This is a genomic window from Citrobacter portucalensis, assembly GCF_023374935.1.
Lineage (GTDB): Bacteria > Pseudomonadota > Gammaproteobacteria > Enterobacterales > Enterobacteriaceae > Citrobacter > Citrobacter portucalensis.
In genome coordinates this window covers 3,120,716-3,146,302 of record NZ_CP092466.1, presented here as the reverse complement: position 1 = coordinate 3,146,302, position 25,587 = coordinate 3,120,716, and the positions used below count along the sequence as shown (strand labels likewise).

Here is a 25,587-nt window from a genome sequence, read left to right as displayed (position 1 = left end):
ATTATGTTTTTAGTCGACTCACACTGCCATCTTGATGGCCTGGATTATCAATCTCTGCATAAGGACGTGGATGACGTGCTGGCGAAAGCGGCCGCACGTGATGTGAAATTCTGTCTTGCCGTTGCGACCACTCTGCCAGGATATCGCAGTATGCGCGAACTGGTCGGTGAGCGTGATAATGTGGTTTTCTCCTGCGGCGTGCATCCGTTAAATCAGGATGAAACCTATGATGTTGAGGACCTGCGTCGTTTTGCCGCCGAAGAGGGGGTTGTGGCGATGGGAGAAACCGGGCTGGACTATTTTTACACGCCGGAAACAAAGGTGCGCCAGCAGGAATCTTTTATCCACCATATTCAGATCGGCCGTGAGTTACAGAAGCCGGTTATCGTGCATACCCGCGATGCGCGAGCCGATACGCTGTCTATTCTGCGCGAAGAAAAAGTGACGGATTGTGGCGGCGTACTACACTGTTTTACAGAGGACAGAGAAACGGCGGGCAAATTGCTGGACCTTGGATTCTATATCTCGTTTTCCGGCATCGTCACGTTCCGAAATGCAGAGCAGCTCCGTGATGCCGCCCGCTATGTTCCTCTGGACCGGTTATTGGTCGAGACGGATTCTCCCTACCTTGCGCCTGTACCGCATCGTGGAAAAGAGAACCAGCCCGCCATGACTCGTGACGTTGCAGAGTACTTGGCCGTAGTGAAAGGTGTTGCCGTTGAAGAACTGGCGCAGGCAACCACTGATAACTTTGCCCGCCTGTTTCACATCGACGCTTCTCGCCTGCAATCTGTTCGTTAACTGACTTTTTTTAAAGCTCGTAATTAATCACTAATGCGAGTAAAGTTCACCGCCACAAAATGGGCGGTGAATAATCAGTTTGACACATTCAGAAACTCATTTTATCGGAATGTGCGGATTTTGCGGCCATTCACGACTGAACTGTGATAGCCGTCAAACAAAAACAAACTGAATTATTTTACTCTGTGTAATAAATAAAGGGTACTTAGATGCCCTGTACACGGCGAGGTTCTCCCCCCTCGCCAATGCGTGAGAACGTAGAATACACAAAGTCAATCAAGCTGCATCAAGGCGGCAAGTGAGTGAATTGCAGGAGCTTACTAGAGTAAGTGTCTGGGATGAACGAGCGCAGCCCGCGCTGAGGCGGTTTGAAGGATGAAGTGTATAAGCACAAATACTCAGGAGCACTCCTAATTATGTTTAAGAATGCATTTGCTAACCTGCAAAAGGTCGGTAAATCGCTGATGCTGCCGGTATCCGTACTCCCGATTGCAGGTATCCTGCTGGGCGTCGGTTCCGCTAACTTCAGCTGGCTGCCAGCCGTTGTATCGCACGTAATGGCAGAAGCAGGCGGTTCTGTTTTTGCGAACATGCCGCTGATTTTTGCTATCGGTGTTGCGTTAGGCTTCACTAATAATGACGGTGTATCTGCACTGGCATCCGTTGTTGCTTACGGCATCATGGTTAAGACCATGGCTGTTGTTGCGCCGCTGGTTCTGCATTTACCTGCTGAAGAGATCGCCGCTAAACACCTTGCTGATACGGGTGTTCTCGGGGGGATTATCTCCGGTGCGATTGCAGCGTATATGTTCAACCGTTTCTACCGTATCAAATTGCCTGAGTATCTTGGCTTCTTTGCGGGTAAGCGTTTCGTTCCTATCATTTCTGGTCTGGCTGCCATCTTCACAGGTGTGGTTCTGTCCTTCATTTGGCCACCGATCGGTACTGCGATTCAGACGTTCTCTCAGTGGGCTGCATACCAGAACCCGGTCGTAGCGTTCGGTATCTATGGCTTCATTGAACGCTGCCTGGTACCGTTTGGTCTGCACCATATCTGGAACGTTCCATTCCAGATGCAGATCGGTGAGTACACCAACGCTGCGGGCCAGGTGTTCCACGGTGATATTCCTCGCTATATGGCGGGTGACCCGACTGCGGGCAAACTGTCCGGTGGCTTCCTGTTCAAAATGTACGGTCTGCCGGCTGCTGCTATCGCTATCTGGCACTCTGCTAAACCAGAAAACCGCGCGAAAGTGGGCGGTATCATGATCTCCGCGGCGCTGACCTCGTTCCTGACCGGTATTACCGAGCCGATCGAGTTCTCCTTCATGTTCGTGGCGCCGATCCTGTACATCATCCACGCGATTCTGGCTGGTCTGGCATTCCCGATCTGTATCCTGCTGGGTATGCGCGACGGTACGTCGTTCTCCCACGGTCTGATCGACTTTATCGTTCTGTCCGGTAACAGCAGCAAGCTGTGGCTGTTCCCGATTGTCGGTATCGGTTATGCGATTGTTTACTACACCATCTTCCGTGTGCTGATCAAAGCGCTGGACCTGAAAACGCCAGGTCGTGAAGATGCTACCGAAGACAGCAAAGCAGGTGCGACCGGTGAAATGGCTCCGGCTCTGGTTGCTGCATTCGGCGGTAAAGAAAACATCACTAACCTCGATGCGTGCATCACTCGTCTGCGTGTCAGCGTGGCTGACGTTGCTAAAGTGGATCAGGCTGGCCTGAAGAAACTGGGTGCGGCAGGCGTTGTGGTAGCTGGTTCCGGTGTTCAGGCTATCTTCGGGACTAAGTCCGATAACCTGAAAACTGAAATGGATGAGTACATCCGTAACAGCTAAGCAGTAAGAAGTTGGGGAGAACTAAGGCAGCCTGCGGGCTGCCTTTTTTATTGCATTAATTAGCCTGAACGCGAATCGGTGCGGTGGCAGCGAACAGCCAGGGACGAGCCTCTGCGTTCACGCGCGGGGATAGCGTCTCTCTGACCTGCTGGTGGTAATCATCAATCCACTGTTTCTCAGCATCACTCAGCAGATGCAGTTCGACCAGATTCAAATCAATCGGTACCAGCGTCAGCGTTGAGAAACGACAGAAACCAGGACGACTGTTGATAATCTCCACTTGATTTTCAATGCGGATCCCATATTGTCCAGCCAGATAATAACCTGGCTCGATGGTGATGATGTTGCCTGCGACCAGTGGCCACGGGTTTACTTTTTTGGCAATGCGATGTGGCTGCTCATGAATAAGCAACTGGTGACCCACGCCGTGTCCCGTGCCATGATCAAAATCCAGTCCCAGCTCCCACAACGCCCGGCGGCTAAAAGCATCCAGTTGATGGCCCTGAGTCCCGCTGGGAAACTGCAGCGAAATAAGCGACAAAAAGCCTTTCAACACGGCGGTGTAATGCAGGCGACGTTGCGGATCCTGTGGGCCAAATGCGAGGGTACGCGTCGTATCCGTCGTACCATTGTGGTACTGGCCACCGGAATCATTCAGATACATGGCCTGCGAGGTAATTGGCGTATTGGTCTTTTCACTGGAGTGGTAATGACACATTGCGGCATTGCTGGCAGAGGCCGAAATCGTGCTGAAACTTTGCTCGATAAATCCCGGCTGCTGCTGGCGAAATTCCAGTTGCTTGGCCTGCGCTTCCAGCTCGGTGACCGGATTGCCTGCGGCTTCGCGCAAAGGAACTTCATGGGCCAGCCAGGCAAGGAAGTTTACCCAGGCTGCGCCATCTTGTTCATGGCATTCACGATAGCCTGCCAGTTCAACGTCATTTTTGTGGGATTTCATCAGAGTGATGGGATCGGGCGCCCAAAGAACGTTGCCACCGTGTTCTTCAATGGCAAAACGCAATGCGACCGGGGCGTAGTCTTTATCGACCAGGAAACGCTTCCCATTAGCTAATTGCTGGCAGCGAGTCAGAAAATTCTCTTGCGGGGCCAGAGTAAGCGTATCCAGCAGTGATGAGGGGAGCTGTTGCGTTTTATTGCTATCCACAAACCATTCCAGCTCACCGCTGCGATGGAGCAGGGCAAACGAAAACGGCACTGGTACCATGGCCAGATCCGAACCACGCACATTCAATAACCAGGCAATGTTATCCGGCAGGGTAATTGCCAGCACGTCAGCCTGGTGTTGAGCGAGTTGTTCCACGACGCGGGCACGCTTTTGCGTGCTGCTTTCCCCGCTGATTTCAATGGGCATTTCACGAATGATGCCGCAGGGTGCTGCCGGACGGTCTAGCCATACCTGGTCAAAAGGATCTTGCTCAAGAGGCATCAGCTCGCAGTGGGTTGCCGACAGTGCTTCAAACTGACTATTGACCATCAGCATTGGTTCAAAGCCGATACGTGTACCTGCTGCAACATGAGACTGCAAATAGTCGGCCAGCGGCTCATCGTGTAAATGATGAATTTCAAAATCATCCAGCGAGACTTCATTGCGTACCTGGACCTGATAGCGTCCATCGACAAACATTAACGCGCGATCCCGAAGGACCAACGCGAGGCCAGCAGAGCCGCTAAAACCGGTCAGCCAGGCCAGTTTATTGTCATGCGGCGTACAATCTTCACTTTGATGAGCATCGGCGCGCGGAACAATCATGCCATCCAGCCCCTGCGCTATCAGCAGGTTGCGCAGGGCGGAAAGAGGAGTTGAGTTGTGCATAGTTACCTTCAGGTCTTAACGGAACGGCGGTTCGTTGAATGTACGTAATTTACGGGAGTGCAGTCGGTCGCCTTCAGCACGCAAACGATCGATAGCCCGGATACCTATTTGCAGATGCTCAGAAATGGCACCTTCATAAAAACGGTTGGCCTGACCCGGCAGTTTGATCTCACCGTGCAGCGGCTTGTCGGAAACGCACAGCAGCGTGCCGTACGGAACGCGGAAACGGTATCCCTGGGCGGCGATGGTGGCGCTTTCCATATCGATAGCCACCGCGCGGCTGAGGTTAAAGCGTAGCGCAGAAGCGGAATAGCGTAGCTCCCAGTTGCGATCGTCAGTGGTGACGACGGTACCGGTACGCAGGCGCTGTTTAACCTCTTCGCCGGGCATACCGCTGACTTCTTTGGTAGCGTCATACAGTGCGCGCTGCACTTCCGCGATGCTCGGAATTGGAATATCTGGCGGCAGTACGGCATCCAGTACGTGGTCATCACGCAGATAAGCGTGGGCCAGAACATAGTCGCCAATCGCCTGGCTTTCACGCAGCCCGCCACAGTGACCAATCATCAACCAGACGTCAGGACGCAGTACGGCCAAATGATCGCAAATGGTTTTGGCGTTAGACGGGCCAACGCCGATATTAACCAGCGTGATTCCCTGACCGTCGGCGGTAATTAAATGCCAGGCGGGCATCTGGTGTTTCTTCCAGGCGAGATCGGAGATGGCTTCTTCAGGCGCTTCAGTTTCAGCGGTGATCCAGATCCCGCCCGCGCAAGAAAGCGCGATATACGGGCTGTCCGGGTCGAGGATCTGGCTGCAACCCCAACGCACAAACTCATCGACGTAGCGGGTGTAGTTGGTGAACAGCACAAACGGCTGAAAATGTTCAACCGGTGTTCCCGTGTAGTGGCGCAGTCGCGCCAGCGAAAAATCTACTCGTCGGGCGTCGAAGTGCGACAACGGGGAGAATTCCGCCGGATGATAGATACCGTCGGCTGTTTCATCGCCAATCTGTGATAGCTCGGTAGTGGGGAAATGGCGCGTTAGGCCGGCGCTCATCGAGCGGTCGAGTGTCAGTTCAGAACCGTCAATGACATACGGATAGGGAATTTCATGCTGCGACGGCTCAACGGAGATATGCGCATCATAATCCTGATACAGCAGCGTGAGTTGTTCTTCAAGATACGGACGAAAAAGCGACGGACGGGTAATCGTAGTGGTGTAGCAGCCCGCATGGGTAAAACGACCATAGGCGCGGGTTTTCGGGGGATTGGTGGCGCTGCCATCCCAGGTGACACACAGTGATGGGTAAACAAAAAGACCGTTATGGCGGGCAATTACGTCAGGGAGCGTCCCTGTTTCAATATACTTACCAATGGCGCTACGCAGTGCTTTAACCGACTGCTCGTACAGCGCGTCCAGTTTATCCAGTGCCTGAGCCGGGGTCAGGCTGGAGCCCTTATTGTTCATGTCTGTCTCCTTGTTCCACAGATGTACTGCTCTCCCGATAGTATGTCACAGGAATGTGAAACAAAAGTCAGACGTTGAGGAAGATTGTGCGAAGACCGGACGGCCTCCGCACCCGGGCTTAACCGTGCTGCTTATCCCGCATCAGCAATGCTGTAGTGGCGGAAATAAGACAACCCGCCATCAGATAAATGGCCACACTGTGCCAGTCTCCGCCGGAGAATGTTACCAGCGCAGCAGCAATGAAGGGGGTAAAACCGCCGCCAACCACACTTGCTACCTGATAACCAACGCCAGCGCCGCTGTAGCGGTAGCTTGCGCCAAACAAACCGGTAAACATAGGTTGCTGCACGCAGACCACCATATCGTGTGCAATGTTGGCCAACATAATCGCGAAGAACACGATCCAGAAAATGGATTGCGCTTCTAACGCCATAAAGAACGGGAATGCGCTGAGCGTCCCGACCAGTGCGCCGGTAATGTAAACGCGCCGGCGACCAAAGCGGTCGGCGAGCCAGGCAAAGCAGGGAATGGTCAGACAGCTCAGTCCACCTACCAATAAGCCGATATTCAGAAACAGTTCGCGAGGTAAGCCCAGATTCTGCGTGGAGTAATTTAGGGCAAACGCGGTGACGATATACATCGTCAGCAGTTCACACAGGCGCAGAGCGATAATTTTCAAAAAGGCACCTGGATGACGGATTAACGCCTCGACTACCGGTAGTCTCTTTTTCTCTGGTTGCGCTGCCTGCTGCTGCTGTTCGAATTCGGCTGATTCATCCATTCGGTTACGCATCCACAACGCGCCCAATACCAGCACGATGCTGAACAGGAATGGAATACGCCAGCCCCAACTCAGGAACTGCTCATCGGTGGTTTGCGAGCTAATCAGCGAGACCAGACCGGTAGAAAGCAGTAGCCCGACGCCATAACCGACTTGAACACCGCTGCTGTAGAAGGCTTTTTTATTTTTCGGCGCGCTTTCGACCGAGAGCAACGCCGCGCCGCCCCATTCACCGCCAACGGCGAATCCCTGAATAGCACGCAGCGTCACCAGCAGAACGGGAGCCCACCAGCCAATGGTGTCAAAGGAAGGAATAATCCCTATCAGTGCAGTGGCGATCCCCATCATCCAGACGGTGAGCATCAGCATACGTTTACGCCCCAGGCGATCGCCGAAGTGGCCGAAGATCACCCCGCCTAACGGGCGGAACAAAAATCCGACGCCAAAGGTAGCAAATGCGGCAAGTGTCCCCATTGCCGGGCTGACTTGCGGGAAGAACTCGCGGTTAAAGACCAGTGCGGCAGTGATGCCGTAAAGCAGAAAATCATACCAGTCGACCACGGCACCCGCGAAGCTACCAAGCGCAGCGCGTCGGGCGCGGTTAAGTGAAGAGGCGTCCTGTTGGGGACCCGTGGAGGTGAGGGAGGAATCCATAGTTATCCTGTCTGTACTGTTTTTAGTTATTAGTATTTGAGTTGGGTTACACACATTGCAGTCGCAATATTAACGACCGTTATGAGATTACCGCGACAGACGGGAAGTGAAAACGATTATCTCCCTCATCTGATGGCAACATGAAAAATAAGACGAATGAGAAAACAGAAAAGCAAAAAACTGCTGCGAAAGCAGGGTGTTCAAAAATTGGTGCCTTTTGTTCAAAGTGTGCGCAGTAGATGCGGTAGCCCAGCGCATTAAGCAACATCGCGTCGGCCGGTGTGGCTTCACGGATTTGTAATGTCATGAATGATTCCCGTCCTGGTAATAAATTGGCGATTGCTGAATCATATCAAAACTGTCAGTGATACAGTGGTATGCGAACATTTCAGAGGCTTATCAGTATGAAGATTGTTTTTATCCCTGCGTTGATCGTAGTCCTGATTGATAAAGAACAGGACATGGGACGGGAATTGACCCGCGATGAGGTTGAGTCCATCCGCGATGGCGCTACAGCCATCCGCCTGCCGGCCGAAGCAGCCGAGGATATAATCAGAGAGCGTGGCTACCGCGATATTGATCCTGAGAATGTCTGGCGCGAGTGGCAGGCGTATAAAGCTGACTGAATGTTGATGGGAACACGCTGCTTAAATGGCACATGAAAATTGTGCACTTACACGGATGCGTTTACTCCGCACCTGGCGTGGCGCTGAGGGGCAACTTTGAGCGACATGCAGTCAGTGAGTTTTGAATAAAATATAACGGCTAAATCGACGCCCCGTGATTTTTGTAATCGGGGCATTTTTATCTTCAGAACCTATTAACTCCAGCCTTGTTTACTACGACGGATATAAGGTAATACGGATAATAAGGCCATAACCGCTAATACCATTCCAATCCATAAAGCTGAACGCAAACCGAATCCAGATGAAATTGCCATTCCACCTAAATAAGAACCGCCACCTAATCCAATATTGATAACGGAAGTATGAACGGCATTGACCATTGGTCCTGGATGTGCCACGCTGACAATTCTTGCCATCATTGCCGGATTCATTGGCACGCCTGACAAACCGATGAGTATGACAGCCAGAATAGCAATAATCTGATATTGAACAAATAGTGCCATGCCGAGCAAAGAAATACTCAATGTTGTTAAGCCGACAACCATAACAGCTAAACTATGGCGATATGCAAGACGTCCCGTTACCATATTACCGATGATATTGGCTAGCCCATAAAGCATTAGAATGAAGGGGACCGTCTGCATTGTAAATTCACTGACATCAGTCAGCATGGGAACAAAATAACTGAATGCCGCAAAACTTGCGCCCAAAATCAAACAGCTGGTTGCACAGGCTTTCCAATAGGCTTTGTTTTTAAATGCCTTAATCTCTTCAGCCATCTTAATAGCACTGCCGCCGCTCATATGTGGCAATAATCGTACTAATGCTAACAGGCATATGAAAACCAGGATCGCGACCAGCCCAAAACTCATTTTCCAGCCCCATTGCTGGTCAATGATTGTCGCGATAGGTACACCAAAGACATTGGATACCATAAAACCTGCTATCACTATTGATGCGGCACGAGGGCGATTTTCTACAGATACAAGAGCCATACTTGTCGCGAGTGAAAGACTTAAACACCCTGCACACAAAATTCCTGTCATGATTCGAATAGCAACTAACACATTGTAATCGGAGACAAAGACGCTTAATCCTTGTACGATAACATATAACCCTAACAGCCATAATAACGTTGAACGATAGGGTGCTTTAAATTTAAGAAAGGCGTAGGTTAATACAGGGCCACCTAGCATTACACCGAATGCATAATATGAAATCAAATGCCCAACTTCGCCGACTGTAACACCAAATGCTTCAGATAGCGTGGTCATCATACCCGCTACCATTAACTCTGCTGTACCTAATGAAAAAATGGCTAACCCTAAAATATATACGACTAATGGCATGGTTTTTTATTTTCTCCTTGTATTGGAATGATCGTTACAAAAATGAATGCAAGTAGACAATGAACTTTTGCGTTTTTTTATAAATTGATTAACAGACCAGCGACGACATCTTCGAGGATTTTTCTATCTGAAATGTTTTTATTCAGCACACGTAAACCGTAATAGCCTGCCATAAAGCCTCTCGCCATTTCGACGGCTGATGCTTTATTGTTTAGTTCGCCGCTTTGTTGACCTTCAATGAATACTGCCACCAGCGTTTGTTCTAAATGCTGACGATATTCATTATTCAGGTTTGCAACGGCTTCATCTTTACTGCCCATCTCCAGAGCTGAAAATAAGACCATCGCATCATGCTGCTCTGGCTGAGAAAGATCTTCGGCAATACCCCAGAGCAGAAGGGTATGCAATCGCTCTTTTACCAGACCTGATTGTGTGAGTATTGCTAACTGTGCTGACATAGTTTGTTCATGGCTGCGCAACAAAGCTTGCTCGTACAGGGCTTGCTTGCTTCCAAAGGCATTGTATAGGCTTCCCCGCCCTAATCCCGTACCATTGCATAAATCTTGCGCAGAGGTGCCTGCATAACCATTGGCGCTGAAAACAGCGACGGCAGCATCAATGACATCCTGATCTTCGAACTTTCGTGGACGACCTGGAAAGGCTGGTTTTTCAGCACTCATAGGGATGTGGGACTTGAAATGAGTTGAGGCGGCATAGTATTGATTATGGAACGATCAGTCAAATAATTCTCATAAAAAAATCAGCGGTGACTCGAAGACAGATTTTCTTATGAATTGCTATGCGTTTCTGTAGAGGGATGTGTGGATTTTATCCTTTCCAGAATAGTACATTGATAAAACAGCTACCACGCGTAATGATTAATCATCATACCTGAATTTACCGTATTCTAGTGGACATACAATGTCCAACGTCCCCCTTCGATTAAGGATAGCGTTGCATCGACCGATTGAACTCACAGGGAAGAGTGAAGTCATCGCAGCACGAGTGATATGACGGCGACCCAGACTGTATCATCTACCTCACTACACACATTGGCCTGCCAGATACTGGTTCGGGGTGTATCTCCGTATCCACGCTGAATATGGTTCTCAGCAATCCAGGGTTCATCACCTCTTCTGGTGTGCCTTGCGCCATAACATGTCCGTTCGCCATTACCACCAGATGGTCGCAGTACCGGCTGGCTTGATTAAGGTCGTGCAGCACGGCGACCACCGTTTTCCCCTGAGCCCGGAGTTCGCCCATCAGCCGCATCAGTTCCACCTGGTGATTGATATCGAGATAGGTGGTTGGCTCATCGAGTAGTACAACGGGCGTATCCTGCGCCAGGACCATCGCCAGAAATGCGCGCTGTCGCTGACCGCCAGAAAGATCGGTTAACCGTCGGTCAGCAAGATGTTGGATCTGCGTCTGGCTCATAGCATCATGGACTCGCGTATTGTCTTCAACGGAGAGACGTCCCCAGAGTGACAACCACGGGTTGCGACCGTACGAAACAAGCTCCTGGACGGTGATCCCCTCGGGAGTTAAATGGTGCTGGGGCAGCAGCGCCAGCCTGCGGGCTAGCTGGCGTGATGAGAGCGTATTGATGGCTCTATCGCCGAGAAATACGCCGCCGGACTGCGGCGTTAACAGTCGTGAAAAACAGTTTAACAACGTTGACTTCCCGCAGCCGTTAGGGCCGAGCAGGGCGGTTGTCTTCCCCGCTGGTAGGGCGAGTGAAACGCCATCAAGCACCTTGTTTGTACCGTAACAGACCGTCAGATTTTCAGTTCGTAATGTCATTTATCGCATTCTCACAAGCAGCCAGACAAACCATGGTGCACCGATAATGGCGGTCAGCACGCCAGCCGGAAGTTCCAGAGGAGGATGAATAATTCGCGCCAGCAGGTCGGCAACCACCAGCAGTAACGCACCTGTCATGGCTGAAACGGGCAGCAGCCAGCGGTGACGTCCACCAGTAATGCTGCGCACCATATGCGGCACCACAAGACCAATAAAGCTAATTGGGCCGCAGACGGCCACGCCGGTCGATGTCATGGCGACGGCCAGTAGTAAAGCCTGGAGCCGAATACGCGGCACCGACACACCGAGCGTGGCGGCGCGCGCATCGCCCAATGCCAGGAGGTCGAGATCGCGGCAAAAACGCAGACTCAGCGGCAGAAACAAAATCAGCAGTGGGGCGGCTATTTTCACAAAGTTCCAGTCACGGCCCCATAAGCTGCCGGTCAGCCACAGCAGGGCGCTGTTCACATCCTGCGGACGCGAAAGTATCAGATAATCCGTCAGGCTGGCCCAGCAGGCAGAGAGCGCAACACCCGTGAGCGCAAGCTTCATCGGCTGGCTGGTGTTCGCCAGTATTCTCAGCAGGATCAGGCCCGCCATGCCACCGGCAAAGGCCAGCAGCGGCAGAGTAATCACCGGTAGTGACGGTAAAAGAAGCAGTGCGCCTACAGAGGCAAGACTGGCGGCATGGTTTACGCCGAGGATATCCGGTGATGCCAGAGGGTTACGCACGATCCCTTGCACCAGCGCGCCTGCCACCGCGAGGGCTGCACCGACAAGCAGCGCCAGCAGCAGTCGCGGCAGGCGGTACGCCGTTAATATGTAATGATATTCGCGCCCGGTCTGCCAGTCGCTCAGCAGAGCACGCCAGGGAACGGCGATCACCCCCATTTGTAGTGACAAAGCCGAAAGTCCTGCCAGCGCGAGGGCGATGAAAATGACGAACGCAATTTTCATCCACGTCTCCTGACCAGCCAGACAAAACAGGGTGCACCAATCAGCGCCACTACTGCCCCCGCGGGCAATTCGCCAGGGAAGGCCAGCGCTCGGGCCAGAACATCAGCCAGCAGCAGCAGCGTGGCGCCCATAAGCATGCTCATCGGCAGGACCTTGCGCTGATCGAATCCCACCCAGAAGCGAGCCAGATGCGGCATCAGCAGGCCGATAAAGGCTACCGGGCCCGCCACGCTAACGCAGGCGCCCACCAAAATGAGCACCAGAAGATTGAGCGCCAGGCGCAGCCGGGTCAAATTCACCCCCAGCGTTTGCGCAGTGCTGTCGCTCACGTTAAGCAAGTTCAGTTGATTAGCCAGCAGCAATACCACCGGTACAGCAACCACTACCATTGGGAAAAGCTGCCAGAACTCCTGCCAACGTGCGTGGGATACGCCTCCCGCAAGCCAGTAAAAAATGCCGTAGGCGTGATCTTCCGTCAGCAGCAGAGTGATGCGGGTAAGGGCCATGCAGAAAGCCGAGAACGCGATGCCCGCGAGGATCAATTTGTTTCTGTCCTGGGTGTGGCGAAATCCACCACCTGCGGTCATCACCATCAGCCAGCTTACGCCGCCACCGCAGGCGGCGATAAAGGCGATGGAGTAACCCGTAACGGGCGCAGGGCTGATAGCGCTGGTAAGCGCCATCGCCAGCGCTGCGCCACTGTTAATACCGAGTAGTGAAGGGGAGGCCATTGCATTATGCGTCAGGGTCTGCAGCAGCGTTCCTGCCAGAGCCAGGCTTGCGCCGATCAAAATGGCGACCAGGCTTCTCGGCAAACGAAGGTTTTGCACCAGTGCTTGTGGAAGCGTCGGCGTATGGCCTGGCAGCAGGGCGTGAATGGCATCAACGCCGGAAACAGGAATGGCCGAGTAGCAAAACAGACTCAGCCAGAAGATAGCGATAAGCGCGACAAGGGGAAGCCCCCACTGTAGCGCTGGATGTTTGAAAATTGTCATTTCACATCGGATAAAGGCTGGTGGTGAAAGATTTTTACCGTGTCGCTGGCAATGCGTTCGGCTGCGAAAATGCCGCGCATCCGCGCCCAGGCGTTACTGTCGACCGACGCCGTCTGCTGTTTTTGCGCCGCAGTTAACATCTGCCACAGCGGGTCTTGTTGCCAGCGTTTCACGATGCTCTCTTCACGATAGTGCGCGACCAGCAGCCATGCCGGATTGAGCGCCAGTAGCTGTTCCAGACCGATGGACGGCATAGACGAACCCGCCATAGCCGCAGGCACCGTCAGCCCCAGAGAGGTCAGGACGCCCCCGGTCCAGGTCTCCTGAGTATGCAGGTTGAACTGCTGCTCCCGGGACGTACCAAACACCACCATCGTGTCTTTTGGCAGTTGGCTGGCCCACGCAGACATCTGTTGTTGGTGCTGCGCCAGACGTGACTGCATCTGTGCCTTTTTACCCACGATTGCACCGATGATGGCCGCAGATTGCAGATTTTCAGCGTAAGTTTCATTGCGGGACTTGAGCAGCAGCACAGGTGCGATTTGCTGTAAGGCGCTGTAAATACCCGCATGGCGGTTGCTGTCGGCAATGATCAGATCCGGTTTCAGCGCGCTGATGGCTTCTAAACTCGGCTGCGCACGCGTGCCGACAGACTGCCAGGGTTTCAGATGGGCACGAACCTCTGGAAGAATGCGCATGGCATCGTTATCGTCGGCAATGCCGACCGGACTGACATCGACAGCAGCCAGTGCGTCCGCGAACGACAGTTCCAGCACCACTATCCGTTGTGGCGTTTTATCAAGCGTAAAGGTGCCATGTTCGTCATGAACCGTGGTGGCAAAAGCATGGCCGGTGAGCAGCAGAGCGGCGAATAGCGTACGTAATAGTGTGAACATGTAAATTGCCTGCGTCGGGTGGCGTTTCGTTTGCCCGACCTACAAAAGCATCATGCAGGCCGGTCAACCGGGATTTAGAACTTCAACGAACCCTGCATATACAGCGTGCGCGGCTGGCCTGCGTAGATGCCTTTGTTGTTGTCGTCGTAAGAGCGGGTGAAATACTCTTGGTCGAAGATATTTTTCACGCCAAACGCCAGGTTCAGGTCTGCCATCTGCGGACCAAAGTCATAGGCCATGCGTGCGTCCCAGAGCATAAAGCCAGGGATGCGACCGGTACTGCCGTCAGCGCTCTCTTTAACGGTGTTGGTGTTGTCCGCAAACTGGCTGGACTGGAAATCGCTGTTCAGGTTGAAGGTCCAGCTACCCGGCTTATAGTCCACGCCCAACGTGCCTTTGTGTTTTGGTGAGAAGGGCACCTGATTGCCGTAGGTATCGCCTTTCTCGCGGATCTCAGCGTTCACATACGCATAGCTTGCGTAGACTGAAACGTTGTCGAGCGTTGGCGTCAATGTGCCGAGATCATAGCGAGTCTGAGTTTCCAGTCCGGTATGGCGCGTTTTACCGCGTGCGGTAACGGTGTCGTTGGTTTGGTTGGAATCGTACTGATTATTAAAGTTAATCAGGAACAGCCCCATTTCCGCCGTCAGCGCGCCATCGTCGTATCGGGTTCCGAGCTCCCAGGTTCGCGCTTTTTCCGGTTCCACATTGCCGCTTTGCACAGCCTTGCCAATTTGGCTGTACTGTACGGTGCCGAATGAGCCTTCAGTGTTTGCATAAAGATTCCAGCTATCAGTCAGGTGATAAAGTACGTTTAGCGCCGGAAGTGGGGCGTTGTAGCTTACTTCCTCATGTGTGCCTTTGATGGCGTTGTTCTGGTATGACTCGATATGTTCAAAGCGCATACCCGGTGTGATAGTCCAGTTGCCAATGTCTATTTTGTCATCCAGATACCAGGCGTGCGCTTCGGTGCCGGAACGAGTGTCGCGATCGTAAGGGCTGGCGCTGGACGGCAGTTGTCCACTGCTGGTGGCCGTGTAGTAACGCATTTCATGCGTCGACTCGCTCACATAGCGGTATCCCACGCCCACTTCGTGCGCGGAAGGACCTACCATAAAGCTCTGACTGTAGCGTGGTTCAATGCCGCGTACCCAGTAGTTACGCGGTGAAAGGGTGAGGCGTTTTCCCTGTTCCAGGTAGCCGCTGCGCAGGGTTTCAGTGTAGAAGCCCTGAATATTGAATTTATGCTGGCTGTCCGGCTGGAACTGATAGCCGAGGCTTGCCAGCTTGCGGCGCCCCCAGAAGCGATCGTAAGGGCGCGTGGATTGCCAGCGGTCGGCGTCGTAATCCGCGCGAGACAGGCCGCTGGGCATGTCGGCTTCACCGTCGTAGTATTGCAACAGACTGTTGAAGGTATGCACTTCGTTTGGCGCATATTTGCTTTTCAGCATCAGGTCGTCGATGCGGGTCGCGCTGTGTTCGCGCCAGTCGCTTCCACGTGTACCGGAGTAAAGCAGGGCGGTACCAAAACCGTTATCCGCCGTGCCACCCACCATCAGATTGTGCGTTTCTTTTGGGTTATTTTGTGAAGATGTTGGGCTGAGCTGGCCTTCCACGCCGGCTTCCATGCCGAAGTCTTGCGGAATAGCGCGGGTAACAAAGTTTACCACCCCGCCCACGCTCTGTGGCCCGTAACGCACTGCGCCACCGCCGCGAACCACGTCGATGGCGTCCATATTTCCGAGTGAGACAGGCGCCAGTGAAAGCTGCGGCTGGCCGTAAGGGGCAAACGGCACGGGAATACCGTCCATCAGCACCGTTGAACGGCTGGCCAGGCGCGGATTCAGGCCGCGAATACCAAAGTTCATTGCCAGATCGTGGCTACCGGTGCCGTTGTTTTCTGGGGCGGTAACGCCAGGAATGCGGTTCAGTACCTCGCGCATGGATGTTGCGCCGGTTTTGGCGAAATCCTCACGGCGGATAACGTCACGTGCGCCAGCATGTTCGAAAACGTCGTTTTCGCGCGCATCCCCCAGCCAGTCGCCCACCACGGTCAGGGCATCTTCTTGCGGTGTTGGTGCGGGCTCCAGCGTCCAGCTGTTATTACCCAGCGGTTTCACCTGCAGGCCACTACCGTTCAGCAGGTGTTGCAGGCCGGTTTCGACGTCGTAGTCACCGTGAAGACCGTTACTCTGTTTGCCGCGCGTCAGGCTGGCGTCAACCGACAGGGTAATTCCGCTGAGCGCGGCATACTGATTAAGGGCTTTGTCGAGCGAACCCGGTGCGATATCAACCTGCGCTGCGAAGGCGGATAACGACAGCCCGGCCAGCGGCAGCAGGCTCAGGCGAACGGCGTTAACCAAAGGTGTTGTTTTGCGAAAAACGCGTAAAGGCGTCATACCTTCTCCATCATCATTTTTGTTGTGTTCATCTATGAGTCGAATGAGAAGGGGGAAAAGGACAATCGAAATGAGAATTATTTTTCTTACAATGCAGAAATATTTACCCAGTATCGCGTAACTGACTGAATTTTCACTGGAAGAGTCTTGGCAATAACATCCAGGATTGCATCGGTATTTTTCAGCGGGAAAGTGCCACTCAGGCGTAACCCGGCCACCGCCGGATCGCAGCGCAGCACGCCGTTGCGATAACGGCTCAGCGTGGCAATCACGTCACCCAAAGGTTTATCGCTGAAGCTCAGAATGCCCTGCGTCCAGGCGGCGCTTTCATCATCCGCAGAGGTAATTGCACCAAATTCAGACGCGCTAAACTGCAGGCTCTCGCCAGCGCTGACGATGCGTTTTTCCTGCGGACGGTTTGCGAGTAAAACTTCAACAGCGTGTTGTTGAACGACAACGCGTGTGACGTTGTCCTGCTGGTAGACGGTAAATTCTGTGCCTAATGCGGTGAGCTGGCCCTGGCGGGTCACAACGCGAAAAGGTCTCTGCTGCGCGTCTTTTGCAGTGGTAATAGCAATTTCGCCGTACCAGAGATGGACAGCGCGTTGACGCGTATCAAAACGAACGTCCGCGGCGCTTTGTGTGTTGAGCGTCAGCAGAGAACCATCTTCCAGCCGCTGATGGCTCACCGCGCCTTTGGCGGTGCGGTAATCCGCGCGCAGACCTTCACCGGCTTCAGACTGCCAGAGCTGCCAGCCGCCGCCCACGCCGAGCAGCAGCAGTAGCCCTTTCATGACATGACGACGGGTAAGGCGCGTATCGTGCAGCGCCCGGCTGGCAACATCGCCCGGTACGCGGCTGAGCTGGCTGCGCAGGTTTTCAACCTGTTGCCAGGCCCACTGATGATCTTTGTCCTCTTCGTACCATTGTTGCCAGCGCGCTTCTTGCTGTGGGCTGACACGCTCGCCGCTCAATACAGCATACCAGTGCGATGCCGAGCGCAATGCCTGGCGGCGAGAATCGGTGATAGAAGCATTCACAGGCCGTGCTCCAGACGAAACAGCAGACAATGTTCGATAGCCTTTGCCATATACTTTTTCACCGAGCTGACGGAGATACCGAGCTTCAGCGCGATCTCGCTGTATGTCAGACCATCCAGTTGCGAAAGCAGAAACGCTTCTCGTGTTTTCCCGTTCAGCCCGTCAAGCATGCTGTCGATGAGTTGCAGGGTTTCGAGCTGGCTCTCGCGTTCCTCGGGGGAAGGCGCGAGCGCCTCCGGCATAAGCGCCAGCATCTCCAGATAGGCTTTTTCCAGCGCGTTTCGGCGAAACAGGTCGACCATCACCCGTTTGGCGAGAGTGCACAGAAAGGAGCGCGGATCGCGGAGCGTCGAGAGCGAGTCGCTGCCCATTACCCGTAGAAAAGTGTCCTGGGCAATGTCATCTGCATCAAAGGCGGACTGGAGTTTGCGCGTCAGCCAGCTTTTCAGCCAGCCGTGATGTGCGCCATAAAGCGACTCGAGCGTAAAGGAAGCAGTGGTAGTGGCGTGGTCAGACATGCGGAATGTATCAAAAGTTAATTATCACGCGATCATAGTAATATGAGAATGGTTATCATTACAATTGGAAATATAATTGTATTACGTTGAACTTCTTAATGCGTTGTTATTTATAAAAATGTTCTGAGGTGGATATCGGAAGGGGAAGAGGGAGTCTGCTTCTGGCATGTGACGGTTGGAATGACATCTGACCATGTCTGCTGTGAGCATGGAGCAGACGAATGCTTTAAAGCATACTGAATTCTTTAAAAGTAAACCGTTTTGGGAGGACACTGAGAGCAGAGCAGCTGTTACTTTTCGGGAAAAGGTGAGTTGCGGATCAGGAAATGCTCAATCGAGTCGATTAAACCGGGAGCTAAGGGGAGCGCGGGTTCAGCGTATGTCGCGATATTCGCTTTGCGATCGTCCGAAGTCACCTCTTTCATAACATGGTTCATATTGGGCAGTATAACCAGGGACGCTTGAGGATTCGCGGCCTTAAGCAGTCCTGCATCCGTTTCTTCCACCTGGAGATCGCGTTGCCCTTGTAGCACTAACACGGGTTTGGAAATACTCGAAATGAGTTGACCCGGATTATATGAAAACGCATTGATCAAAAACCCCTGAACAGCAGGATTAAAGATACTTTGCAGTGCTGGGTGAATATTCGTAATATCGACTCGCTGCTGATGCTCCAGAGCATCAATTATCGGCAGCGCCTGCTTTAATAGAATTTCATTTTCCGGATTAGCGTTAAGTTGCCCCCTCAACACCTCGCCCATCGGCCTCCCGGGCGTTGCGATAAGAACCACACCGCACACATTCTCTTCTTGAGCCGAGGCAAGTGCGACTACGCCCCCTTCGCTGTGCCCTAAAACCCAAACACAGGGAGTGTGCATGTGACGTCTAAGCACGTCTACCCAGGATCGAATGTCGTCAACATAGTCAGCAATCGTCACCGCATTGGCATCCTCTACAGCCATTGCGCTAGCGAACATTCCACGTTTGTCAATACGAAGCGTCGCAAAGCCTTTGGCAGCAAGGCCTTCAGCAAGAAGTCGGTAAGGCGATGCATTCACACCAAGCGGGTTGTTTCCATCCCGATCGGTTGGCCCGGAGCCAGGAACGATAAGAACAACGGCTGTTGGTTTTGAATTCGGGGTGAGTAACGTGCCTTTCAAAGGGCCTTTTGGCCCTGCGGCATCCAGGACAGTTTCGGAAAAGGTCACCGGTACTGCCGCCAGACTCACAAATGGGCAAGCGCCCAAAAGGGCAATTGAGGCGGCAATATTCATTGGAGATGTTCCTGTAAAATTCAGCGTATCCGTCAATTTATATTATAAATATGGCCTGCTCTCCATTGATTACTATATCAGCGGCGATAGAAAACGCCGCTGCTGGCACAGAACGGAGGTACTGGGTGAGTTTAAAGTCTGCAGTGAGCGAAGAGCGGACATCTCAACTCATTGTCGGTCCTGTCTATTGATATGGAAGCCCGGAACGGCAAGCGTCTGGAACAAATACCTGCGGCTATTATGAATGAAGTGTTGGCCAAACTAAGTTGAGGTTTTGATATGCGCAATGAGCAATGGCATAAAAGCAAAAAGCCTGCTTAGTTTCCTAAGCAGGCTTCTTAAATATGGCTCCTCTGACTGGACTCGAACCAGTGACATACGGATTAACAGTCCGCCGTTCTACCGACTGAACTACAGAGGAATCGTTTGAACGAGGCGCATATTAGCGAGGGTGGTGAGGCTTGTCAAAGGGGTAAATACATTTGTGTGTTCGTTTGCTGACAAAATCAGCAAAGAGGCGATCTTTCCGTCTTTTTATGCTTTTGCCCCATTCTGGTGCGTGTCTACCTCTTCCAGGGCAGACTGAATGAGATACTTAGGTGTGCAGAATGATCTTCCTTCGCTTTTACTCCTGACTTTATGCGGCTTTAACCGTAAAACACCGTTTTAGAAGAAAGTGGCAAGCATCTTGCAATCCTGAATTCAATGACTGCCAGCACGGGTTCTGGTATTCCGACAGGAGGCAAAATGAACTTCAGACGACTGAAATATTTCGTGAAAATCGTCGATATTGGTAGCCTGACCCAGGCAGCGGAAGTGTTGCACATTGCGCAACCCGCGCTGAGCCAGCAGGTCGCTACGCTGGAAGGTGAGCTGGATCAGCAATTGCTGATTCGTACCAAGCGTGGCGTCACGCCGACGGAAGCAGGAAAAGTGCTATATACCCACGCCCGGACGATTTTACGTCAGTGCGAACAGGCGCAACTTGCGGTTAATAACGTGGGCCAGACCTTGAGTGGACAGGTCTCTATCGGCCTTGCGCCGGGGACAGTCGCGTCATCCATTACCATGCCGTTATTACAGACGCTACGTGCCGAATTGCCTGATGTGCTGGTCTATTTGCATGAAAACAGTGGGGCAGTGCTGAATGACAAGCTGCTCAGCGGGCAATTAGATATGGCTGTGCTCTATGAGCGTTCTCCTGTGGCGGGCATCAGCAGTCAACCGTTGCTTAAAGAGGATCTGTACCTGGTCGGCACGCGTGAGTGTCCTGGCCAAAGCGTCGATTTAGCCGCAGTGGCGCAGATGAATTTGTTCTTGCCACGGGATTACAGCGCGGTTCGCCTGCGCGTGGATGAAGCTTTTTCGCTACGTCGCTTAACGGCTAAAGTGATTGGCGAAATTGAGTCTATCTCCACCCTAACGGCCGCCATTGCCAGTGGTATGGGTGTCACAGTGTTGCCTGAGTCGGCCGCCCGTTCATTATGCAATACGGCTAACGGCTGGATGGCGCGTATTACAACACCGTCGATGAATCTGCCATTATCGTTGAACGTATCCGCCAGAGGGAGCTTATCGCCCCAGGCGCAGGCCGTGAAGGAGATCCTGTTGTCGCTGGTCAGCCGTCCGGCGCTGGAAAATCGCGAGCTGCAGCTGGTCAGCTAAACCTTATTCCCGCAAGGAATAAGATGCAGGTTTTTATTATTTGTTATGCCGGGCATCAGACTTTAACAATAGCGTAATGTCTGATGTGCCCGGAGCGAAACGTGAATTTCCAGCAACTTAAAATAATCCGCGAGGCGGCCCGTCAGGATTACAACCTGACAGAGGTCGCGAATATACTGTACACCTCGCAGTCGGGCGTCAGCCGACACATTCGTGAACTTGAAGATGAACTTGGCATCGAGATTTTTATCCGTCGCGGTAAACGCCTGTTGGGCATGACCGAACCGGGTAAAGCCTTGCTGGTTATTGCCGAGCGTATTCTGAATGAGGCCAGTAATGTTCGTCGACTGGCGGATCTGTTTACCAATGACACGACCGGCGTTCTGACGATTGCCACCACGCATACCCAGGCACGCTATAGCTTGCCTGCGGTGATAAAAGCCTTTCGTGAGCTGTTCCCTGAGGTGCGTCTGGAACTTATTCAGGGCACGCCACAGGAGATTGATGTCCTGCTACAAAATGGCGGGGCAGATATCGGAATTGCCAGTGAGCGGCTGAGCAGCGATCCATTGTTGGTGGCTTTTCCCTGGTTTCGTTGGCACCACAGCCTGCTTGTTCCTCACGACCATCCATTAGTGAAAGCCTCTCCGCTCACGCTGGAGTCTATTGCTCACTGGCCGTTAATTACCTATCGTCAGGGGATTACAGGGCGTTCCCGCATCGATGAAGCATTTGCTCGCAAAGGGCTGATACCGGATATTATTCTCAGCGCCCAGGACTCGGATGTGATTAAAACTTACGTGTCGCTGGGGTTGGGGATTGGGCTGGTGGCAGAGCAATCCAGCGGCGAGCAGGAAGAGGGGACCTTAACCCGTCTGGATACCCGGCATTTGTTTGATGCAAATACCGTTTGGCTGGGGCTTAAACGCGGACAGCTGCAGCGCAACTACGTCTGGCGATTCATCGAGCTATGCAATGCAGGGTTATCCGTCGATGAAATTAAGCGTCAGGCGATGGAGCCAGATGAGGCGGTGATTGATTATCAGATTTAACTACAAAAGCCCGTGAGTAAACGGGCTTCCCTGACGTCGCTGAATAGCGGGTAGAAAGCTGCGTTACCTCAAGGTCTCCAGCCTCAGATCCTGCGTCGGCACCCGCGACAATATCGAACAAGACACCGCCCGTCCCGAATCCGCATAAATAAACTGAAATCCATTCTTCACCGAAAGAACATCTCGATTAGTAAACGTATAGAATTTATTACTCTGACTACGCCGGGCATCGGAAACATAAAAACTATTGTTTTCCCACAGCACGCTAACGTGCTGGAACAGATGAAATGTCACCTCCGCCCAGCCTCTGTCCGGGCAACGTAGCGTGACTTTCTCACCGGCTATTGTACTCAGTGAAATTACTAATAAAGCGGTTAGCGCTGCTTTCAGCAGTATCGGCATGGGCAAGTATGGGTCTCATTCTGATGTCGTTGCACGATAAGATACTTAACCATGACGTTAACGAATTGGATCACAGAGACATTTTGCATAAGCAGACGGACATTCTCCCGTCGGTAGTATGGAAAACCTGGTGTGGAATGAAGCGGTCTACCTGGCAAATGGGATCGCAGAAAAGCAAAAAGCCTGCTTAGTTTCCTAAGCAGGCTTCTTAAATATGGCTCCTCTGACTGGACTCGAACCAGTGACATACGGATTAACAGTCCGCCGTTCTACCGACTGAACTACAGAGGAATCGTTTGAACGAGGCGAATATTAGCGATGCCGCTCAGCGTTGTCAAAGCCTGAATGGATAAATGCGATCGTTTGCTGAAATATTCCCCATTTCGCCGCTTATTCAGACGCAACCGGTTGTTTTATGCACTTTTCGCGTTCGGGGCGCGGGTATTTCCACAGCCAGCGGCCGGTGACCATACGCCAGTAAAATAACGCGGCGCGTACGGCCCAGTCGAAGAACATGCCTAACCAAACGCCGACAACTCCCCATCCTAATACGATACCCAGGGTGTAACCCGCGACTACGCGGCAGCCCCACATGCCCAGCATCGATACCCACATAGCAAAACGTGCATCTCGCGCACCTTTAAAGCCTGCTGGTAACACCCAGGAGGCTGCCCATATCGGCATAAATGCTGCGTTGAGCCAAATCAGGATGACTATGACCTCTTTTACATCCTGATCGTGGGTATAAAATGAGGCCATCACCCCGGCGAAAGGAGCGGTCAACCAGGCAATTGCCGTCAGGCCGATCGTCGACAGCCAGAATACATGCCGTAGCTGGATTTCAGCCTGGGCAATCTGGCCATTTCCCAGACGCCTGCCGGTAATGATCGTCGACGCGGAACCTAAAGCATTCCCCGGTAAGTTGATAAGCGCGGCGATAGAAAATGCAATAAAGTTCCCGGCGATAACGCTGGTTCCCATGCCTGAAACAAACATCTGCGTCAAAAGTTTACCGCCATTGAACAGCACTGACTCGATACTTGCCGGAATGCCGATCCCCATCACCTCCCAGATAATGGCGAGATTGAGTGGCTTAAAATAGCTTTTGAAGGGGATTCGCAGTGCGGGGTTAAAACCAATCATCAGTACCCAGATGATGGCAATCGCCCCGATGTAGCGCGAAATGGTCAGTCCCAGGCCTGCTCCCACAAATCCCAGACCTTGCCAGGAAAAGATCCCGTAAATCAGGATGCTACTGATGATGATATTCAGGATGTTCATGCCGCCGTTAATCAACAACGGTATTTTTGTATTTCCGGCTCCACGTAGTGCGCCACTGCCGATCAGCGCAATGGCTGCCGCCGGGTAGCTGAGCACCGTCAGCTCCAGATAGGTGAGTGCCAAAGCTTTAACGTCTGGTGTTGCTTCACCTGCGACAACGTCAATAATCTGTTGACCAAAATAGTGAATGACCGCTGCCAGCACGGTAGCAAAAATTGTCATGATCACCAGTGATTGTCTGGCCGCGGCTCTGGCCCGTCGACGATCTCGTTTCCCGAGGCTAAATGCTACAACCACGGTGGTGCCCAGATCGATGGCGGCGAAAAATGCCATGATGACCATATTAAAGCTGTCGGCGAGTCCAACCCCGGCCATCGCTTCTTTTCCCAACCAGCTGACCAGGAAGGTACTCAGAACACCCATCAATAGCACACAGGTGTTTTCCAGAAAAATGGGGACAGCCAGCGGAGTGATTTCGCGCCAAAAGAGAACCTTATAACTCTTGCGTTTGGCATACCAGGGCGTGCGGGAAGCGACCTGGCGTAAGGCAGCGGAGACGTTCAAAGTGGACCTTAACGAAGAAAGTTGAAACCTCATTTCAAATGATGAGGGAGAATCAAAAAAGCTGCAAAGTTTTTTCTATTTAAAATGTCTGTAAATGCAACAAACTGTTGAGAGAAGCATCAATTGATTCGCATTCGAGGAAATGGGGTTTGACAAAAATTTTTTCGCCGCTAAGATAAGCCTCCACAACGATTCCTCTGTAGTTCAGTCGGTAGAACGGCGGACTGTTAATCCGTATGTCACTGGTTCGAGTCCAGTCAGAGGAGCCATATTTAAGAAGCCTGCTTAGGAAACTAAGCAGGCTTTTTGCTTTTTTGCGTCTCTGGTGTTAACTCAGAATCGCATCCAGCCTAGCAAGCACCTCATTGACAACGGCGTCAGGTATGCGTTCCAGACACTTGCCGTTCCGGGCCGCCATATCTATAGTTCTGGGCTGGTCGCAGCGAATAACGCCCGTTGTTTTTGTTCCCGCGTCGTCCAGGGAGACGGTAAAACCGGCTGCACGGGCAAAGTTTCCGCCACTGGTGACGGGAACGACAATGGGTAGCCGGGTGAACTTATTAAATGATGCCTTCGATACGATAAGTACCGGACGTTTTCTGCTTTGTTCATGTCCGGCTGTAGGATCCAGTGAGACGAGCCAGATTTCCCCTCTGTCCATTTACAGGACCTCCTTGCCCACCGCAGGCGCATCAATCCATTCCCGATTCTCGTCGCTCATTTCGGCGTGCGGATCGCACTGTGCCAGCAGTTCCTCAAGCGAATAACGGGGCCGTTTCTGGGGTTCAATAATCAGGCAGCCATCATCAATGGTCATGCCCACTTCGCTGTCCGTCGACAGCCCCAGCGTTTTCAGCACGGCGGGAGGGACCGCCAGCATGACGGATCCGCCAACCTTTTTCAGACGCGTGGTATACATAGAGCACCTCCGGATATTATATTTTAATATAACATCAATGGCGGGTGGTGCGCAATTTTTAGTCAGATTCATTATGGTTTCCTTAGTGTGGCTAAGCGTGAAGGAGGCCTTAATCCGTACGAAGACAGATCCGGCAGTTTTCAAAGGCTGCATTACCGGTAAAACGGCGACCATACTGATACATCAGGCGCTTCTTTCAGGTCATGAAGCATTTTGTGCAGGCGGGAGCTTAGTTCGTGGTAAGAAGGCCGATAATAGAAAACTGTTTTTTCGGTTCAAAGGATTATGACGGATCAGATAAACGAAATGCGGCGCAGGTTCTGGATCCGGACTGCACTGGAAAGATATCTGCGATGGTGCGTTACATCAACGGTGAATGTACCAGAATGTCACACTGCACGAGATGTAATGCGACAAGATCTCACTAGGCAAGGTAGGTCAAATCATCGGTAATGAT

General features: G+C 52.5%; 22 protein-coding genes and 3 tRNA genes. 6 read left to right on the top strand and 19 right to left on the bottom strand.

The annotated features are described in order from the left end of the window. Window positions 1-3: 3 nt before the first annotated feature. Together LY264_RS15395 and ptsG are read left to right on the top strand one after the other, a co-directional pair. Complete coding sequence (locus LY264_RS15395) at window positions 4-801, top strand: metal-dependent hydrolase (protein ID WP_048214455.1); 798 nt, start codon at window positions 4-6, stop codon at window positions 799-801. Between the two features lie 416 nt (window positions 802-1,217). Next, on the top strand, window positions 1,218-2,651 hold the full coding sequence (gene ptsG / locus LY264_RS15390) for a PTS glucose transporter subunit IIBC (protein ID WP_003836725.1): 1,434 nt from the start codon (window positions 1,218-1,220) through the stop codon (window positions 2,649-2,651). A gap of 55 nt (window positions 2,652-2,706) precedes the next feature. Here ptsG and LY264_RS15385 read toward each other — a convergent pair whose 3' ends face one another. From LY264_RS15385 to LY264_RS15370, 4 genes are all read right to left on the bottom strand, one after another. Next, window positions 2,707-4,485 carry an aminopeptidase P family protein gene (locus LY264_RS15385; protein ID WP_048226949.1) on the bottom strand — a complete coding sequence of 593 codons (1,779 nt, stop codon included), beginning with the start codon at window positions 4,483-4,485 and terminating at the stop codon, window positions 2,707-2,709. 15 nt (window positions 4,486-4,500) lie between these two features. After that, window positions 4,501-5,955 carry an AMP nucleosidase gene (locus tag LY264_RS15380; protein ID WP_048214453.1) on the bottom strand — a complete coding sequence of 485 codons (1,455 nt, stop codon included), beginning with the start codon at window positions 5,953-5,955 and terminating at the stop codon, window positions 4,501-4,503. A 118-nt stretch (window positions 5,956-6,073) separates the two neighbouring features. Further along, window positions 6,074-7,390, bottom strand: coding sequence for a shikimate transporter (gene shiA, locus LY264_RS15375; RefSeq protein ID WP_048226947.1), 1,317 nt, complete (start codon window positions 7,388-7,390; stop codon window positions 6,074-6,076). Window positions 7,391-7,469: 79 nt separating this feature from the next. Further along, window positions 7,470-7,697, bottom strand: a complete 228-nt coding sequence (locus LY264_RS15370) for a hypothetical protein (protein WP_240498907.1) — start codon at window positions 7,695-7,697, stop codon at window positions 7,470-7,472. 97 nt (window positions 7,698-7,794) lie between these two features. Between LY264_RS15370 and LY264_RS15365 the strand changes: the two genes are divergently transcribed. Then, window positions 7,795-8,016: a hypothetical protein gene (locus LY264_RS15365; RefSeq protein ID WP_045378298.1), complete on the top strand. Its 222-nt coding sequence runs from the start codon at window positions 7,795-7,797 to the stop codon at window positions 8,014-8,016. Between the two features lie 194 nt (window positions 8,017-8,210). Here the strand turns inward: LY264_RS15365 and LY264_RS15360 are convergent, their stop codons facing one another. The 11 genes from LY264_RS15360 to LY264_RS15310 form a co-directional block, all read right to left on the bottom strand. After that, window positions 8,211-9,365 carry an MFS transporter gene (locus LY264_RS15360; protein ID WP_048226945.1) on the bottom strand — a complete coding sequence of 385 codons (1,155 nt, stop codon included), beginning with the start codon at window positions 9,363-9,365 and terminating at the stop codon, window positions 8,211-8,213. Window positions 9,366-9,442: 77 nt separating this feature from the next. Continuing rightward, on the bottom strand, window positions 9,443-10,045 hold the full coding sequence (locus tag LY264_RS15355) for a TetR/AcrR family transcriptional regulator (protein ID WP_048226943.1): 603 nt from the start codon (window positions 10,043-10,045) through the stop codon (window positions 9,443-9,445). 355 nt (window positions 10,046-10,400) lie between these two features. Beyond that, entirely contained in the window at window positions 10,401-11,168 is a 768-nt protein-coding gene (gene fecE / locus LY264_RS15350) for a Fe(3+) dicitrate ABC transporter ATP-binding protein FecE (RefSeq protein ID WP_048226942.1), read from the bottom strand. Further along, window positions 11,169-12,125, bottom strand: coding sequence for a Fe(3+) dicitrate ABC transporter permease subunit FecD (gene fecD, locus LY264_RS15345; RefSeq protein ID WP_048226940.1), 957 nt, complete (start codon window positions 12,123-12,125; stop codon window positions 11,169-11,171). Next, window positions 12,122-13,120 (bottom strand): iron-dicitrate ABC transporter permease FecC, encoded by a 999-nt coding sequence (fecC, locus tag LY264_RS15340; protein WP_048226938.1) that lies wholly within the window; start codon window positions 13,118-13,120, stop codon window positions 12,122-12,124. The genes fecD and fecC overlap by 4 nt, the downstream gene beginning before the upstream one ends. Further along, a complete protein-coding gene (locus LY264_RS15335; RefSeq protein ID WP_048226937.1) occupies window positions 13,117-14,016 on the bottom strand; it encodes a Fe(3+) dicitrate ABC transporter substrate-binding protein FecB in 900 nt (299 codons plus the stop codon). The genes fecC and LY264_RS15335 overlap by 4 nt, the downstream gene beginning before the upstream one ends. Before the next feature lie 74 nt (window positions 14,017-14,090). Beyond that, window positions 14,091-16,415, bottom strand: a complete 2,325-nt coding sequence (fecA, locus tag LY264_RS15330; RefSeq protein ID WP_071692205.1) for a TonB-dependent Fe(3+) dicitrate receptor FecA — start codon at window positions 16,413-16,415, stop codon at window positions 14,091-14,093. Between the two features lie 86 nt (window positions 16,416-16,501). Continuing rightward, complete coding sequence (gene fecR / locus LY264_RS15325; protein ID WP_048226933.1) at window positions 16,502-17,455, bottom strand: ferric citrate uptake sigma factor regulator FecR; 954 nt, start codon at window positions 17,453-17,455, stop codon at window positions 16,502-16,504. Next, window positions 17,452-17,973, bottom strand: coding sequence for a ferric citrate uptake sigma factor FecI (gene fecI / locus LY264_RS15320; protein WP_048226931.1), 522 nt, complete (start codon window positions 17,971-17,973; stop codon window positions 17,452-17,454). Before fecI ends, fecR begins: the two co-directional genes overlap by 4 nt. A gap of 290 nt (window positions 17,974-18,263) precedes the next feature. Next, entirely contained in the window at window positions 18,264-19,247 is a 984-nt protein-coding gene (locus LY264_RS15315; RefSeq protein ID WP_048226929.1) for an alpha/beta hydrolase, read from the bottom strand. Between the two features lie 345 nt (window positions 19,248-19,592). Next, window positions 19,593-19,668 (bottom strand) — tRNA-Asn (locus LY264_RS15310). A gap of 326 nt (window positions 19,669-19,994) precedes the next feature. Here LY264_RS15310 and nac point away from each other — a divergent pair. Beyond that, window positions 19,995-20,912, top strand: coding sequence for a nitrogen assimilation transcriptional regulator NAC (gene nac, locus LY264_RS15305; RefSeq protein ID WP_048226927.1), 918 nt, complete (start codon window positions 19,995-19,997; stop codon window positions 20,910-20,912). 101 nt (window positions 20,913-21,013) lie between these two features. Continuing rightward, window positions 21,014-21,964, top strand: a complete 951-nt coding sequence (gene cbl, locus LY264_RS15300) for an HTH-type transcriptional regulator Cbl (protein ID WP_048226925.1) — start codon at window positions 21,014-21,016, stop codon at window positions 21,962-21,964. Window positions 21,965-22,581: 617 nt separating this feature from the next. Here the strand turns inward: cbl and LY264_RS15295 are convergent. Together LY264_RS15295 and LY264_RS15290 are read right to left on the bottom strand one after the other, a co-directional pair. Next, window positions 22,582-22,657 (bottom strand) — tRNA-Asn (locus LY264_RS15295). Between the two features lie 99 nt (window positions 22,658-22,756). Next, entirely contained in the window at window positions 22,757-24,244 is a 1,488-nt protein-coding gene (locus LY264_RS15290) for an EmmdR/YeeO family multidrug/toxin efflux MATE transporter (protein WP_003846749.1), read from the bottom strand. Between the two features lie 160 nt (window positions 24,245-24,404). Between LY264_RS15290 and LY264_RS15285 the strand changes: the two genes are divergently transcribed. Next, window positions 24,405-24,480: transfer RNA gene (locus tag LY264_RS15285), tRNA-Asn, on the top strand. Window positions 24,481-24,539: 59 nt separating this feature from the next. Here LY264_RS15285 and LY264_RS15280 read toward each other — a convergent pair. Both LY264_RS15280 and LY264_RS15275 read right to left on the bottom strand, forming a co-directional pair. Then, window positions 24,540-24,872 carry a type II toxin-antitoxin system PemK/MazF family toxin gene (locus LY264_RS15280; protein WP_048226922.1) on the bottom strand — a complete coding sequence of 111 codons (333 nt, stop codon included), beginning with the start codon at window positions 24,870-24,872 and terminating at the stop codon, window positions 24,540-24,542. Beyond that, window positions 24,873-25,130 carry an AbrB/MazE/SpoVT family DNA-binding domain-containing protein gene (locus LY264_RS15275; protein ID WP_048226920.1) on the bottom strand — a complete coding sequence of 86 codons (258 nt, stop codon included), beginning with the start codon at window positions 25,128-25,130 and terminating at the stop codon, window positions 24,873-24,875. Between the last annotated feature and the right edge of the window lie 457 nt (window positions 25,131-25,587).